Raw genomic sequence first — 13,783 nt, 5'->3', positions numbered from 1 at the left:
CCATGGGCATCCTGCCGGACGTGGCCCGGTCCTTCGGGGTGTCGATCCCCGTCGCCGGCTACATGATCTCCGGCTACGCGCTTGGGGTGGTCATCGGCGCCCCGCTGCTGGCGCCGCTGGGCGCCCGCGTCGACCGCAAGTACCTGCTCGCGGGCCTGATGACCATGTTCACGCTGGGCAACCTGCTCTCGGCGCTGGCGCCCACCTGGGAGGTGCTGCTGGCCTCGCGGTTCCTCACCGCGCTGCCGCACGGCACGTTCTTCGGCGTCGGCGCGGTGCTGGCGGCGGCGCTCGTCCCGGTGACCAAGCGGTCCCAGGCGGTGTCGCTGATGATCGCGGGCCTGACGGTCGCCAACATCGTCGGCGTGCCGCTGGGCACGCTGGCCGCCCAGCAGTTCGGCTGGCGGAGCACCTTCGCGATCGTCACCGGGATCGGCGTGCTGACCGTCGCCGCCATCCTCGCCCTGGTCCCGAACCAGCGGCCCCGGGCGGGCGCGTCGATCCGTTCGGAGTTCGGGGCGCTGGCCCGCGGCCAGGTGTGGCTGGCGCTGGGCGTGGCGGCCGTCGGCTTCGGCGGCATGTTCGCGTCCTACAGCTACATCTCGCCGATGATGACCGACATCACCGGGTTCAGCCCGACCGCGGTCACCCTGGTGCTGGCGGTCTACGGCGTCGGCATGACGGCGGGCAACCTGGCCGGCGGGCGGGCGGCGGACCGCGCGCTGATGCCCACCATGTACGCGTGCATGGCCGGGATCGCGGTCGTGCTGCTCCTGCTGCACGCGCTCGCGCCGTTCAAGGTCGGCGCGGTGGCGATGGTGTTCCTGCTGGGGTTCGCGGGCAGCGCGCTCATCCCGTCGCTGCAGACCCGGCTGATGGACGCCGCCCGGGACGCGCCGTCGCTGGCGGCCGCGCTCAACCACTCGGCGCTGAACTTCGCCAACGCCGCGGGCGCCTGGCTGGGCGGGCTGGTCATCGCCGCGGGCTACGGCTACACCGCCCCCAACATCCTGGGGGCGGGACTGGCCGTGGTCGGCCTGGGCCTGGCCGTGGTCTCGGGGCTGCTGGACCGGCGGGCGGCCGGCCCGGGGGGCGGCGCGGCCGGACGCCCTGAGGCGTCCGCGGCGGCCGACCGGGGGTGAGCACGGCGCCGCGGGGCGGCCGGGCGGGTCAGGTGCGGGCCCGCGCCGACGTGCTCCGCGGCCAGCCCCGCAGGGTGATCTGGCCGTAGAACAGCGACCACGCGCCCGCCAGGACCTCGTCGGCCGGGACGAACTCGCGTTCGGCGGGCAGGGTGATCTCGTCGCCGAACCCGGGGGCGGTGAAGTAGCACCAGCCCTTGTTCTCGACGTGGCAGAGCCACAGCCGGGTCTCCTCGGGGATGTGGCCGGGGACGTCGCCGGGGAACGTGACGACGAGGCCGCGCCGGTCGGCCTCGCCGCGCATGACCCGCTGGGCGTGTTCCGTCAACGACATGTCCGCTCCCGTCATTTCCACTTGCCGCACTTGGGGCAGTTGACCAGGCCCTCGGGGTTGGACTGCCCGCACCCGTCGCAGGTCCACGATAGGGGGGCGGATCGGAGTCGTGCGAGTCGACGGCGCATGCGGGCCTCCAGGATCGCCGGGTCCTCCGGGTTCCGACGGTAACCGACCGGCCGCGCGGTGTCAGGCGATCCGGCCGCTCCCGGCCACCCGGTGGCCGGGCGCCCGCCGCTACCCGGCGGTACCGGTGCCCACCGGGCGGCCGTCGAGGCGGGCGGCGACCGTGCGGGCGAAGCCCTCGGGGTCCTCGTCATGGAGCCAGTGGCCCAGGCCGGGGAACGCGGCGTAGCAGGTGCCCGGCCGGGTGCGCAGCATGCGGTCGGCGGTGGCCGCCGACAGCATCATGCTCGCGGTGCCGTGCAGCAGCAGCGCGGGCGGTCCGGGGGCCGCCCAGGCGTCCCAGTACTCCCCCGCGAACGCCCGCTGCGACACCATCATGTCGGCCGGGTCGAACAGCAGCTCCCAGCCGCCGTCGACCGGGACCGCGCTCTCCAGGAAGTAGCCGGGGTCGGGGACCCCGCCGGCCCGGATGGCCGCGCCCAGCTCCGCGCGCGTGGCGGCCCGGCGCGGCCATGCGGAGACGTCCAGGACGGGCCGGACCTCGGGCTCCCGGTTGGTCATGCCGATGTCGACGACGATCAGGTCGCGCACCAGGTCGGGGCGGTGCGCGGCGAGCAGCACGGCGACGATCCCGCCCATGGAGTGGCCGACCACGGCGACCGGTCCGGTGCCGAGGGCGTCCAGGTAGGCGGCGGCGTCCGCCGCGTAGTCGCCGGGGGTGAAGGGGCCGCCGCCGGCGGAGTGGCCGTGGCCGCGCTGGTCCAAGGCGACCACCCGGTGGCGGCCGCCGAGGGCGCGCGCCAGCGGGGCGAAGGCCGCGGCCCGGCCGAAGTGGCCGTGCAGGGCGAGGACGGCGGGCCCGTCGCCGCCGGAGTCCAGGTGGGCGAACCGGCGGCCGCGCAGGGTCAGGAAGGACGGATCGGTCATCCGGTGGAGTCTAGGGCGGCCGGGCGGACGGCCGGCCGCGTCCGCCGCCCCCTGTTCCCGCGATGCGCCGCCCGCCGCGGGGTCGGCGTGGCAGGCTCGGTCCCACCGGCGCCCGGCCCCGGGCGGCGGCCCGGACCGTGAAAGGCGGAGGAGCGCGTGAACGAGGCGGCGCTGAGCGAGATCGTCCCCGGTGTCCACGCCTGGGTGCAGCCCGACGGCACCTGGTGGCTGAACAACGCGGGGGCCGTGGCCGACCCCGACGGGGGCGGCGTCCTCGTCATCGACACCTGCGCGACCACGGCGCGCACCCGCCGGTTCCTCGCCGCCGTCGACGCGGCGACGGGCGGCGCGCCGGTGCGGATGGCCGTGAACACCCACCTGCACGGCGACCACACCTACGGCAACCACGTGCTCCCGGCGTCGACCGTCGTGGTGTCGCACGCGGCGACCCGCGAAGGCGTGCTGGACGACCCCATCCTGCGCGACCGCCCGCCGGTGTGGAGCCCCGCCCCGGACTGGAGCGACACGGCGGTGCGCCCGGCCGACGCCACCTTCACCGACGCCATGACCGTGCACCTGGGGCGGCGGCGCGTCGACCTGCTCCACCCGGGCTACACGGCGCACACCCCGGGCGACGTGGTCGCGTGGCTGCCGAGGGAGCGCGTGCTGTTCACCGGCGACCTGGTGTTCCACGGCGGCACCCCGCTGGTGTTCATGGGTTCGGTGGCGGGGGCGCGGCGCAGCCTGGAGTGGCTGGCGTCGTTCGGCGCCGCGCACGTGGTGCCCGGCCACGGCGCCCCGCTGGCCGGCGACGCGCTGGAGGCGGTCCTGGCCGACCACGACCGCTACTACCGGTTCATCGAGGAGACGGCGGCGCGCGGGCGGGCCGCCGGGCTGTCGCCGGTGGAGGCGGCGCGCGCCGCCGACCTCGGCCCGTTCGCGGGGTGGTCCGACGCCGAGCGGATCGTCCTCAACCTGCACCGCGCCTACGGCGAGGCCGAGGGGCGGGCGCTGGACCTGCGGGCGGCGCTGGCCGACGCGGTCGCCTACAACGGGGGGCCGATGCACTGCGCCGTGTAGCCCGGTGCGCGGCCGGGCGGCGCGGCGCGCGGGCGGTCGGGCGGGGCGGATGTCGGCAGGGGCGGGCATGCTCGGGGCATGACCGTCACCTTCGCCCCGGCCGTCCCCGTACTGCGGATCTTCGACGTCCCCCGGGCCCGCGCGTTCTACCTGGGCTACCTCGGCTTCCGCCTCGACGGCGAGCACCTGACGGGCGGCGGGCCGCCGGTGTACCTGCGGATCTCGCGCGGACCGCTGGTGCTGCACCTGTCCGAGCACCACGGCGACGGCTGCCCGGGGACGGTGGTCGTGGCCGGGGTGCGGGGCGTGCGCGCGTTCCACGCGGAGCTGCGCGCCCGCGACTACCCCTACCTCGCCCCGGCCGTGGAGCCCGGCCCCCTCGGCGAGGTCCTGGAGGTGCTCGACCCGTTCGGCACGACGCTCCGCTTCATCGAGTACGCCGACGCGGGGTGAGGGCGCGGCCGGGACGGCGCGGGCGGTGGGTGGACGCGGACGCGGGTCAGCCCGTCGACAGCGGCTCCTGGAGTTCGGTGACCCAGGCGTGCTCGGGGTGGGGTTCGGCCACCAGGTACAGCTCGCGGGCGTAGCCGGTGCCGCGGTGGCCGTTCTCGCCGATCCAGCGGGCCAGCGCCTGCGCGGTGGCGACGACGCCGGACATGGCGCCCTCGTGCACGAGGGTGGCGGCCGCCGCGACCTCCGGCAGGTCGACCACCGTGAACCCGTCCGCCCGGCCCGGGCGGGCCGCGACGGGGAAGGCGGCGTGCACCCGGACGGCGTCGCCCCCGGCGGCGGGGTCGGGCGCGTAGGAGGCGATCCCGGGACCCGTGGCGGTGAGCCCCGCCGCGTCGAGCGCGCCGCACAGGCCGTCGAACAGCGGGCCGACGACCGGGCCGATCTGCCCGGGGTCGAAGCCGGGGGCGGTCCCGGTCCGCTCGGCGACCCGCAGAGCGGGCAGCCGCTTGACGCGCACGTCGTGGTGGCCGGGCATGCGGCCCTCGGCGTCGATGGTGCGCAGCCGCGCCTCGACCCGGGCCAGCCGCGCGTGGTCGGCCGCGATGCGCTCCGCGAGTTCCGCGCGGCGCAGCAGGAGCATCCCGTGCAGTTCGGCGGCGCCGACCCGGGCGTCCAGGATGTCGCGCACCTGGTCGAGCGTGAACCCGAGGTCCTTGAGGGCCGCGATGCGGTTGAGCCGGGGGAGCTGGTCGGCGGCGTAGTACCGGTAGCCGCTCGCGGGGTCGGTGCGGGCCGGGCGCAGCAGCCCGATGGCGTCGTAGTGGCGCAGCATGCGCACCGACACGAGGCCGAGCCGGGCGAAGTCTCCGATGAGGAACATGGGGGTCCGGTGCCGGGGCCGCGCGGGGCCGCCGGTTCGCGGTGGGCGGGACCCGCCACCGCTGCCACGGCACCGCGAAAGGAGGCCGATCTGGTACGAAAAGGGGCCGGTCGGGGCGAGTGGCCCAGCGAGCGGCCCGGAAAACCGCCGCCGCACGGCCGATTGGCCCACCCGCCGTGTCCGCCGGTGTCCTGCGGCTGTACCCCACTTCGGGGTGGTGGAAACGCGCCGAAAAAGGGGAGGCGGGCGGCGGGGGTCCGGTGGTAGCGTGCGGAGCGCGCGGGCGATCGGGCCCGCAGCGGAGAACCGTGGGGAGGTGGGTCCATGACCGCCGTGGTGGCTGTGCCGTCCGGCTTCCGGTCCGACCCCCTGTCCCGGGACCTCGGCTGACCGCACCCGCGGCGCCCGCGCGGCGCGCGGCGGCGGCCGGGGACCCCTTTCCCAAAGGTGTTCTCCGTTGTTCCACGCATCCGATCCCTCTTCCGCACCCGCGTCCCCCGGCGGCCTCGCCGCCTACGGCTGGGACCCCGCCCTCGACGCCCTCTTCGCCCCGCACCGCGCCGCCGGCCTGGTGCCGGCCCGCGTCGTCCAGGTCGACCGCGGCAGCTGCACCGCCGCCACCGCCGACGGCCACGTCCGCGCCGCCACCACCGGGCTCCCGGAGGACGGCCCCGCGCCGTGCACGGGCGACTGGGCGGCCCTGCGGCCGGGCGACCGGCCGGCCCTGGCGGCGCTGCTGCCCCGCCGGACCGCCGTGGTCCGGGCGTCGGCGTCGCGGCGCTCCGACGGCCAGGTGCTCGCGGCCAACGTCGACACGGTGGTCGTCGTCGCCTCCCTCGCCGTCCCCCTCGACCTCGGCCGGATCGAGCGGCTGCTCGCCCTGGCGTGGGAGAGCGGTGCGGTGCCCGTCGTCGCACTGACCCAGGCCGACCTGGCCGACGACCCCGACGCCGCGCTGTCCGCCGCCGCCACCGCCGCCCCCGGCGCCGAGGTGCGCGTGGTCAGCGCGGTCACGGGGGAGGGCATGGACGCCCTCGCGGCGGCGCTCGGCGGCACGGTCGTCCTGGTCGGCACGTCGGGCGCGGGCAAGTCCACCCTGGGCAACGCCCTGCTCGGCGCCGACGTCCTCGCCACGGGCGAGGTCCGGGCCCGCGACGGCAAGGGCCGGCACACCACGGTCCGCCGCGAACTCCTGCCCCTGCCGTCCGGCGGTGTGCTCATCGACACCCCGGGGCTGCGCGGGGTCGGGCTGCACGCCGCCGCCGACGGGTTGGAGCGGGCGTTCGCCGACATCGAGGAGCTCGCCCGCGACTGCCGGTTCGCCGACTGCGGGCACACGGCCGAGCCGGGTTGCGCCGTCCTGGCGGCGATCGAGGCGGGCGACCTGCCGCGCCGCCGCCTGGACAGCATGCGCCGGCTGGAGCGGGAGAACGCGTGGGCGGAGTCGCGCACCGACGCCCGCCTGCGCGCCGAACGGCGCGGCCGGGAGAAGGAGATCACCCGTTTCCAACGGGACCTCTACCGCTCCCGGGGCCGCCGCTGACCCCTGGGTGGGGGTGCGGGCGGCCCCGCCCGCACCCCCACCCCCCGACAGCCCGCCGCCCGGCCGGGCGGCGGGCTTCGCCCGCTCCGGCGGGATCGGCGGCGCGCCCTGTGCCGCCCGGTCGGCCGGGCGGAACCGGGGCTCCGCCCGCCCGTGCGGGGGCGCTCCCCTTTCCGTGGGCGGCGGCCCGGCGGCCCGGTGCGGGTCGCGACCCGGAAAACGGGTGGACGCCCGGGTGGCGGGAGCGCGAGGGTGGGGGCATGGTGGCAGGCCGTCCGTTCGTGTCCGGTGTGGAGTTGTCGCGTGCGCTGTACGAGGAGGCGGTGCGGCCCCTGCTGGCCGAGGTGCTGCCCGGGGTGCGCCACACGGCCGCCCGCGTCGGGGCGGGGTCGGACGTCCTCGGCTTCGACACGCCCCGCTCCACCGACCACGACTGGGGCCCCCGGCTCGACCTGTTCCTCTCCCCCGCCGACCTCGCCGCGCACGGTGCCGCCCTGCGCCGGCTGCTGTCCGAGCGGCTGCCCGCGACCGTCCGGGGCTACCCCACGCACGTCGTCCGGGGGAGCGACCCGGACGACCCCGTGACCCACATGGCGCCCACCACCGGGCCGGTCGACCACCGGGTCGAGATCCGCGACACCGGGGCGTGGCTGACCGGGCTGCTCGGTGTCGACGCGTCCGCCGTGGAGCCCGGGGTGCGCGACTGGCTGGCGCTGCCCCAGCAGCGGCTGGCCGAGGTCACCGGCGGCGCCGTCTTCCACGACGGCCTGGGGGCGCTCACGGCGGCCCGCCGCCGGCTGGCCTGGTACCCCGACGGCGTCTGGCGGCATCTGCTGGCCTGCCAGTGGCGGCGGGTCGCGCAGGAGGAGGCGTTCGCCGGCCGGTGCGCCGAGGTCGGCGACGACCTCGGCGCGGCGGTGTCGGCGGGGCGCCTGGCCCGCGACCTCATGCGGCTCTGCCTGCTGCTGGAGCGGCGGTACGCGCCCTACGGCAAGTGGCTGGGCAGCGCGTTCGCCCGCTGCGCGGCCGCCGCGCGGGTCGGGCCGCCGCTGCGCGCGGCGCTGGCCGCCACCGCGCAGGCCGACCGGGAACGCCACCTGTGCGACGCCGCCGAGGAGGTCGCCCGGGCGCAGAACGCGGCGGGGCTCGCCGCACCGGTCGACCCGGTGCGGCGGCGGTTCCACACCCGGCCCTACCTGGTGCCGGGCGCCGACCGGTTCGCGCGGGCCCTGGCCGCGACCGTGACCGACCCCCTGCTGCGCGGGCTGCCGCTCACCGGCGCCGTGGACCAGTGGGCCGACGGCACCGACCTGCTCCTCCATCCGGCGGCGGCCCGCGCGGCGGTCGACGCGGTCCTGCGCGACGCCGGGCGGCGGGTGGCCCCCGCCCCGCCGCCGGAGGCCGGGGACGGGGCGCCGGTGCCGCCGGCGCGGGACGCGGCCGCCGACGAGGCGGCCCCCGGCGGACGCGGCGCCGGCACACCGGCCCCGGGCGCCGCCGACCCGCGCACCGGAGCGGACGCCGGGATCGAGGTCCGTCCGGCCACGGCCGGGGACGCGGCCGGGGTGGCCGCGATCGACACCGCGTTCACCACCACGGGCGTGGTGGAGGTGCGGCCGGGGCCCCGCGGACTGGACCTGGTCGAGGTGCCGCTGGCGGCGCCGCTGCACAAGGTGTTCCCGGACGAGGAGGAGGGCACCGACCCGGACGACCCGGACGCGGCGCGCTACGTCGCGGTGGACGCGGCCGGTCGGGTGTGCGGGTTCGTGGACCTCTCCCATGAACGGTGGAACCGGCGGCTGGTCGTCGCCGAGGTCGCCGTCGCACCGGGCCACCGGGGGCGCGGCCTCGCCCGCCGGCTGCTGGAGGCGGCCGCCGGACACGGGCGCCGGCTGGGCGCCCGCACCCTGTGGCTGGAGGTGAGCAGCGTCAACGCCCCGGCCGTCCGCGCGTACCGGCGCCTGGGGTTCGCCTGCTGCGGCCTGGACACCTCGCTGTACACGGGCACCCCGGCCGAGGGCGAGACCGCGATCTTCATGAGCCGCGACCTGTCCGCCCCCGCCGGCGGCGCGTAGGGCCGGGAGCCGCACGCGCGGGCCCTGACGGTCCGGCGCTCTGCGGGGCGGCCGTGCGCCGCCGACTTCGGTGCTCGCCTCCCCCTCTGCCCCGGGGGCGGCGCGCCGGGCACCGCGCGAGCGGGTGGGTACGGCGCGAGCGGGTGGGTACGGCGGCCGGGCCGGGTGGCCGACGGCGCCGTGGCGGGTGGCACCCCCGTCCCCTCCCCCCGTCCGCGCGGTCTGGCCACGGCCACTCCGCGCGGACGGCATCGGGTCGCCGATCAGGGCCGGTGGAGAATACGAGCGGACCGCCGGATAACAGCGCCGAATACGTTTCGCACCCTCGCGGGATCACCGTGTGACCATTCCGAGAATTGCGTCGCGGACCCCGATGATCGGCACGTTCGGTGATTCATCGGAACCACTGCGTCACCGCTCCACATCGCGCGAACCACGCCCCTGTCCCGCCCGGCGATACGGTGATTCGACGGCGTATGACCGGATTTGGCCACGCCGACCCCAGTACGGGAGAGCGCTCTCAGCTTCGCGGCCGCCGTGACCTGGTGCGCAGCGAACGGCCCGCGAGCGCATTGTGGCGGGAAAGACAGAAAGGCGCCCCCGGCCCACTCCGGCGTCGATGAGTATTTCTTCATCTGCGCCGTACTATCTCTCCGGTTCTGTCCCGCCGGCCGCCGGCCGCACCACCGAATCGGGGAATCGATGTCGATTTCGCGCCGCACCGCTTTACGCACCTCGCTCGTCACCGGGGCCTCCGGGCTCCTCCTCGCGGGCTCGGCGGTCGGCACCGCCGCAGCCGACCCCACCCCCCAGGCCACCGACGCGGATTCGGCCCTGAAGCTGCTGAAGCAGGGCAACCGCCGCTGGCGCAACCTGGAGCAGCACCACCCGCACGAGGGCGCGGCGCGCCGCGCCGAGGTCGCGGCCGGCCAGTCCCCGTTCGCCCTGATCGTGGCGTGCGCCGACTCCCGCGTCGCCCCGGAACTCGTCTTCGACCGCGGCCTCGGCGACCTGTTCACCGTCCGCTCCGCCGGCCAGGTGCTGGACGAGTCGGTGCTCGGCAGCATCGTCTACGGCGTCGAGCACCTGCACATCCCGCTGATCGTGGTCGTCGGCCACAGCTCCTGCGGCGCGGTCACCGCCGCCGTGGAGGCCCACGAGACCGGGCAGGTCCCCGGCGGCCACGTCGGCTACCTGGTCGAGCAGATCCTGCCCGTCGTGGAGGCCACCCCCGACGACGGCGGCGACTTCGTCGACGCGTGCGTCTCGGCCAACGCCCTGCACATCGCCGAACTGCTCCGCGACGACCCCGAGCTGTCGGGCCACGTGGCGTCGGGCGCGCTGCGCGTCGTGGCGGCCCGCTACGAGCTGGACACCGCGAAGGTCAACTACCTCCAGTAGCCCCCGACCGCCCGCCCCGGCGGCCCCTCCCCCGGGCCCGGCCGCACCGGTGGCCCACCGGTTCCGTCCCGGTCGAGGGGCGGGCTCCCCTCTCTCCGCGCCCCCGCGCGGGCGCCCCGCGGCCACGGCCGCGGGGCGTTCGCGCGTCCGGTCAGCGGCGGGAGAGCGCCTCCGCGTCGTCCTCCGCCGGGGTCTCCGCCGCGGCGCCGCGCGCCGGCCAGGCGACGAAGACGGCCACCCCGATGTAGAGGAGCTGTTCGAGCAGGCGCTGCGGCAGCGGGGTCGCCGGGTCGCCCGCGAGGGTGACCTCGGCCAGGGCCGCGTACGCGTTGGCCGGGAACATCGCCACGAACAGCAGGGCCAGGCAGACCGCCGCCGCACGCCGGGTCCGGGTGAGCACCAGCCCGACCAGCCCGGCCACCTCCAGCACACCGGTGAGGACGACGACCGCCTCCGGGAACGGGACGAACGGCGGCACCATCGCCACCATGTCGGCGAAGGTCGGCATGACCGTCACCGACGGCGGCGCGAAGTGCGCGCTCGCCGTGAGCACCAGCATCACCGCGAGGCCGTGCGCGGCGGCCGACCGCCACGTCGCGAACCGGCGCACGCCCAGCGCGCCGGCGGCGCGGAACGCCGCCAGGGACACCAGCAGCACCACCGGGATCAACATCGTCCTCATCTCCTCCGCGCACGGGGCGGCCGGACGGCCGCACCTCGATCTTGTCAGCGACAAGTCTGCCCCCGGCCGTGCGATCTTGTCAATGGCAAGATGCGGGGTAGGCTGTGCCCATGCCGAACCGCGACGCCTACCACCACGGCGACCTCCGCCGCACCCTGCTCGCCGCCGCCCGCGACCTGATCGCCGAACGCGGTGTCGGCGCGGTCAGCCTGCGGGAGCTGGCCCGCCGGGCCGGGGTCTCCCACGCCGCCCCCGCCCACCACTTCACCGACAAGGCCGGGCTGTTCACGGCCCTCGCGGTCGAGGGGTACGGCCTGCTCGGCGACACCCTGGCCGCCGCGAGCGCGGACGCCGGCGCGCCGCCCGCGCCGGTCGGGGGCCTGGCGCTCCTGCGGGAACTCGGCGTGCGCTATGTCCGCTTCGCCCTTGCCCATCCCGCGCACTTCGACGTCATGTTCCGCCCCGAGCTGTGCCGCGAGACCACCGAGCTCGCGGCGGCGCGCGAGCGGACCGAGCGCCTGCTGCGCGCCGCCGTCCCGGGCGGCCCCACCGGGCCCCGGGCCGAGGTCTACAGCCTCGCCGCCTGGTCGGCCGCGCACGGGTTCGCCACCCTGTGGCGCGACGGCAGCCTCTCCCCCGACCGCGACGGCGCCGACCCCGAGGAGCTGTTCCTCGCGGCGGCCGACACCCTGTTCGCGCCCGCGCCCGCCGGGCCGTGACGGCACCGGATCGGCCGTCCCGCTGACAGGGGCGCCGCCGCGTAGCAGGATGGCGCCGTGGCGCCCGCGCCGCGCGGCTCGGCGGCCGCGCCCGCCGCCGCGCCGGCCGGTTGACCGGCGCGAACACCGCCGGGGCGCTGCGCGGGGGCGGCGCCCACCCTTCACGGAATCCGCTTGACCTGCAACTTTGTGCTATTTTGCGGGGGTCGCGTGGTCGCACGCACGACGATCCCCTGACGTGGAAAGAGCGAGCCTGGCATGTCCGAGCAGTCCACCTCCGAGCAGTCCACCGACATGCCGGTCGTCGTCCAGGGCGAGCCCGCCGACTCCTACCCCGACATGGCCCCCGAGGCGGCGCGCGGCCGGGTCCTGCGGGTCACCGAGGTCGGCGAGGACATCCTGCACCGCCGCTGCCGCGACGTCGGCGCGGAGATGTTCGGCACCGAGGAGCTGTCGCGGCTGATCGACGACATGTTCCTCACCATGTACGTGGCCGAGGGGGTCGGCCTGGCCGGCAACCAGGTCGACGTCGACCTGCGGGTGTTCGTCTACGACTGCCCCGACGACGACGGCGTCCGCCACGTCGGGCACGTGGTCAACCCGGTGCTGGACGAGCGCGCGCCCGACACCCCGCTGGTGGTCGAGAACGAGGGGTGCCTGTCGGTGCCCGGACCCCACGCCGAACTCCCGCGCGCCGAGACCGCGACCGTGCGCGGTTTCGACATGGACGGCCGGCCGGTGGTGCTGACGGGCAGCGGGTACTTCGCGCGGTGCCTCCAGCACGAGACCGACCACACCCTCGGGCGCCTCTACATCGACCGGCTCGCGGCGCGGCCGCGCAAGAAGGTCCTCAAGCAGATGAACGAGATGCGCAACGACGTCTTCGCCCGCCGCGAGGCCAACGCGGCCAAGCTCGCGGAGGGCTGACCCCGCCCGGCCGCGCACGGGCGGGCGGTGCGCCCGCCCGGCGCCGGGCCGGTCAGGTGCCGGCGGTGACGACGTAGTAGTCGACCAGCCCGTTGTCGTAGGCGCGCAGCCAGTTGCGCCCCCACCCGTCGCGGTACTCGGTCTGCGCCACCCACGCGTCGAAGCAGCGCCACACGTGCTCGCCGATGGGCTCGACGCGGACCTCGGCGAACCCGGCCGCCCCCAAATCGGCCGCGAACCCCGCCACCGGGCGCACCACGTCGACCCCGCTGCGGACCGTCTCGATGAGCGCGCCGACGCGCTCGGCGCCCCGCTCGTGCTGGGCGAAGAACGTGGTGACGGCCAGCCGCCCGCCGGGGCGCAGCACCCGGCGGGCCTCGCGGGCGAACCCGGCGGTGTCGTCGAAGTGCTGGGCGGCCTCCACCGAGTAGACGCGGTCGAACGACGCGTCCGGGAACGGCAGGTCGTCGGCCGCCCCGCGCACGTAGGACAGCCGCTCGGGGTGGGCGGCGAGGGCGCCGGCGTTGACCCGGGCGGCGCGGTCGAGCTGGTCGGCCGAGAGGTCCACCCCGGTGACGGCGGCGGGCGCGTACTCGTCCAGGACGAGGGCGGCCCCCACCCCGATGCCGCAGCCCACCTCCAGCAGGCGGTGCCCGGGTTCGGGGCCGAGCCGGCGCATGACCTCGCGGTAGAGGTCCTGCTGGCTGCGGGTGCGCTCCTCCACCGTGATCGCCCGCCCGGGGTCGGGGCGCGTGTTCGGCCAGTACCCGTAGTTGATGAAGTCGCCGGAGAACAGGCTGTAGGACCCGAGGTCGCCGTCGCCGTACATGGCCGCGCGCAGCGCGGCGGGCGTGCGGGTGGTGTCGGGGCTGCCGGACGACTGGGGCATGGGGACGCCGCCTCTCGGTTGACGGGGGTGCACGCTCTGTGCCTCCCCCCGCCGCGTCCGCGGGAAACCGGCCCGGCGGCGCCGCGAATAGGAACGCAGGGTTCCTGATCCGGTGCCAGACTGTGGCCATGCTGGAGACCTCGGCGCGCCTGCTGCGCCTGCTGTCGCTGCTGCAGACCCCCCGCGACTGGACCGGGGCCGAACTCGCCGAACGCCTCCGGGTGAGCGGGCGCACGGTCCGCAACGACGTCGAGCGGCTGCGCGCGCTCGGCTACCCCGTCCACGCCACCCGCGGCTCCGCGGGCGGCTACCGGCTCGGCGCGGGCGCGTCCATGCCCCCGCTGCTGCTGGACGACGAGGAGGCGGTGGCGGTCGCCGTCGGCCTGCGCACCGCCGCCGAGGGGGCGCTGGCCGGGATCGAGGAGACGGCCCTGCGCGCCCTCGCCAAGCTGGAGCAGGTGCTGCCGTCGCGGCTGCGCCGCCGCGTGAACGCCCTCCAGTCCTTCACGGTCCCGGTGCCCAGCGACCGGCCGGAGCCGCGGGTGGACGCGGACACCCTGACCGCCATCGCCGGCGCGTGCCGCGACGGCGAGCGGCTGCGGCTC

14 protein-coding genes are annotated in these 13,783 nt (G+C 76.9%); 9 read left to right on the top strand and 5 right to left on the bottom strand.

Annotated features, from left to right (window positions below; genetic code table 11):
* A partial coding sequence (locus NT8_RS22320; protein WP_067973165.1) for an MFS transporter occupies positions 1–1,142 on the top strand: 1,142 nt, incomplete at its 5' end.
* 28 nt (positions 1,143–1,170) lie between these two features.
* Here the strand turns inward: NT8_RS22320 and NT8_RS22315 are convergent.
* Both NT8_RS22315 and NT8_RS22310 read right to left on the bottom strand, forming a co-directional pair.
* Positions 1,171–1,476, bottom strand: coding sequence for a hypothetical protein (locus NT8_RS22315; RefSeq protein WP_157515936.1), 306 nt, complete (start codon positions 1,474–1,476; stop codon positions 1,171–1,173).
* Between the two features lie 237 nt (positions 1,477–1,713).
* Entirely contained in the window at positions 1,714–2,529 is an 816-nt protein-coding gene (locus NT8_RS22310; RefSeq protein ID WP_067973155.1) for an alpha/beta fold hydrolase, read from the bottom strand.
* A gap of 156 nt (positions 2,530–2,685) precedes the next feature.
* Between NT8_RS22310 and NT8_RS22305 the strand changes: the two genes are divergently transcribed.
* Together NT8_RS22305 and NT8_RS22300 are read left to right on the top strand one after the other, a co-directional pair.
* Positions 2,686–3,609 carry an MBL fold metallo-hydrolase gene (locus NT8_RS22305; RefSeq protein WP_067973152.1) on the top strand — a complete coding sequence of 308 codons (924 nt, stop codon included), beginning with the start codon at positions 2,686–2,688 and terminating at the stop codon, positions 3,607–3,609.
* A gap of 78 nt (positions 3,610–3,687) precedes the next feature.
* Positions 3,688–4,062: a glyoxalase superfamily protein gene (locus NT8_RS22300; RefSeq protein ID WP_067973149.1), complete on the top strand. Its 375-nt coding sequence runs from the start codon at positions 3,688–3,690 to the stop codon at positions 4,060–4,062.
* Between the two features lie 46 nt (positions 4,063–4,108).
* On the opposite strand, the gene NT8_RS22295 is transcribed toward NT8_RS22300, so the two are convergent.
* Positions 4,109–4,942 carry a MerR family transcriptional regulator gene (locus tag NT8_RS22295; protein WP_067973147.1) on the bottom strand — a complete coding sequence of 278 codons (834 nt, stop codon included), beginning with the start codon at positions 4,940–4,942 and terminating at the stop codon, positions 4,109–4,111.
* A 457-nt stretch (positions 4,943–5,399) separates the two neighbouring features.
* Between NT8_RS22295 and rsgA the strand changes: the two genes are divergently transcribed.
* From rsgA to NT8_RS22280, 3 genes are all read left to right on the top strand, one after another.
* Positions 5,400–6,485, top strand: a complete 1,086-nt coding sequence (rsgA, locus tag NT8_RS22290) for a ribosome small subunit-dependent GTPase A (RefSeq protein WP_067973140.1) — start codon at positions 5,400–5,402, stop codon at positions 6,483–6,485.
* 260 nt (positions 6,486–6,745) lie between these two features.
* Positions 6,746–8,560, top strand: a complete 1,815-nt coding sequence (locus NT8_RS30475) for a GNAT family N-acetyltransferase (RefSeq protein ID WP_084469180.1) — start codon at positions 6,746–6,748, stop codon at positions 8,558–8,560.
* Positions 8,561–9,262: 702 nt separating this feature from the next.
* A complete protein-coding gene (locus NT8_RS22280; RefSeq protein WP_067973137.1) occupies positions 9,263–9,961 on the top strand; it encodes a carbonic anhydrase in 699 nt (232 codons plus the stop codon).
* Between the two features lie 151 nt (positions 9,962–10,112).
* On the opposite strand, the gene NT8_RS22275 is transcribed toward NT8_RS22280, so the two are convergent.
* Complete coding sequence (locus tag NT8_RS22275) at positions 10,113–10,643, bottom strand: DoxX family protein (RefSeq protein WP_217999286.1); 531 nt, start codon at positions 10,641–10,643, stop codon at positions 10,113–10,115.
* Between the two features lie 110 nt (positions 10,644–10,753).
* Between NT8_RS22275 and NT8_RS22270 the strand changes: the two genes are divergently transcribed.
* Positions 10,754–11,362 (top strand): TetR/AcrR family transcriptional regulator, encoded by a 609-nt coding sequence (locus NT8_RS22270; RefSeq protein ID WP_067973126.1) that lies wholly within the window; start codon positions 10,754–10,756, stop codon positions 11,360–11,362.
* Positions 11,363–11,620: 258 nt separating this feature from the next.
* Entirely contained in the window at positions 11,621–12,289 is a 669-nt protein-coding gene (def, locus tag NT8_RS22265; protein ID WP_067973122.1) for a peptide deformylase, read from the top strand.
* A 52-nt stretch (positions 12,290–12,341) separates the two neighbouring features.
* Here the strand turns inward: def and NT8_RS22260 are convergent, their stop codons facing one another.
* Positions 12,342–13,178, bottom strand: coding sequence for a class I SAM-dependent methyltransferase (locus tag NT8_RS22260; RefSeq protein WP_067973119.1), 837 nt, complete (start codon positions 13,176–13,178; stop codon positions 12,342–12,344).
* 128 nt (positions 13,179–13,306) lie between these two features.
* On the opposite strand from NT8_RS22260, the gene NT8_RS22255 reads away from it, so the two are divergent.
* A partial coding sequence (locus NT8_RS22255; protein WP_157515935.1) for a helix-turn-helix transcriptional regulator occupies positions 13,307–13,783 on the top strand: 477 nt, incomplete at its 3' end.

This window comes from Nocardiopsis trehalosi NBRC 14201 (genome assembly GCF_001552555.1).
GTDB lineage: Bacteria > Actinomycetota > Actinomycetes > Streptosporangiales > Streptosporangiaceae > Nocardiopsis_B > Nocardiopsis_B trehalosi.
This window is presented reverse-complemented; position numbering and strand designations above follow the sequence as displayed.

What these genes read in the sequence shown, in the direction of transcription:
- NT8_RS22295 (WP_067973147.1), bottom strand. Translation starts at nt 4,942, where the DNA reads ATGTTCCTCATCGGAGACTTCGCCCGGCTCGGCCTCGTGTCGGTGCGC.
- NT8_RS22260 (WP_067973119.1), bottom strand. Translation starts at nt 13,178, where the DNA reads ATGCCCCAGTCGTCCGGCAGCCCCGACACCACCCGCACGCCCGCCGCG.
- NT8_RS22270 (WP_067973126.1), top strand. Translation starts at nt 10,754, where the DNA reads ATGCCGAACCGCGACGCCTACCACCACGGCGACCTCCGCCGCACCCTG.
- NT8_RS22310 (WP_067973155.1), bottom strand. Translation starts at nt 2,529, where the DNA reads ATGACCGATCCGTCCTTCCTGACCCTGCGCGGCCGCCGGTTCGCCCAC.
- NT8_RS22280 (WP_067973137.1), top strand. Translation starts at nt 9,263, where the DNA reads ATGTCGATTTCGCGCCGCACCGCTTTACGCACCTCGCTCGTCACCGGG.
- def (WP_067973122.1), top strand. Translation starts at nt 11,621, where the DNA reads ATGTCCGAGCAGTCCACCTCCGAGCAGTCCACCGACATGCCGGTCGTC.
- NT8_RS30475 (WP_084469180.1), top strand. Translation starts at nt 6,746, where the DNA reads ATGGTGGCAGGCCGTCCGTTCGTGTCCGGTGTGGAGTTGTCGCGTGCG.
- NT8_RS22315 (WP_157515936.1), bottom strand. Translation starts at nt 1,476, where the DNA reads ATGTCGTTGACGGAACACGCCCAGCGGGTCATGCGCGGCGAGGCCGAC.
- NT8_RS22300 (WP_067973149.1), top strand. Translation starts at nt 3,688, where the DNA reads ATGACCGTCACCTTCGCCCCGGCCGTCCCCGTACTGCGGATCTTCGAC.
- NT8_RS22275 (WP_217999286.1), bottom strand. Translation starts at nt 10,643, where the DNA reads ATGAGGACGATGTTGATCCCGGTGGTGCTGCTGGTGTCCCTGGCGGCG.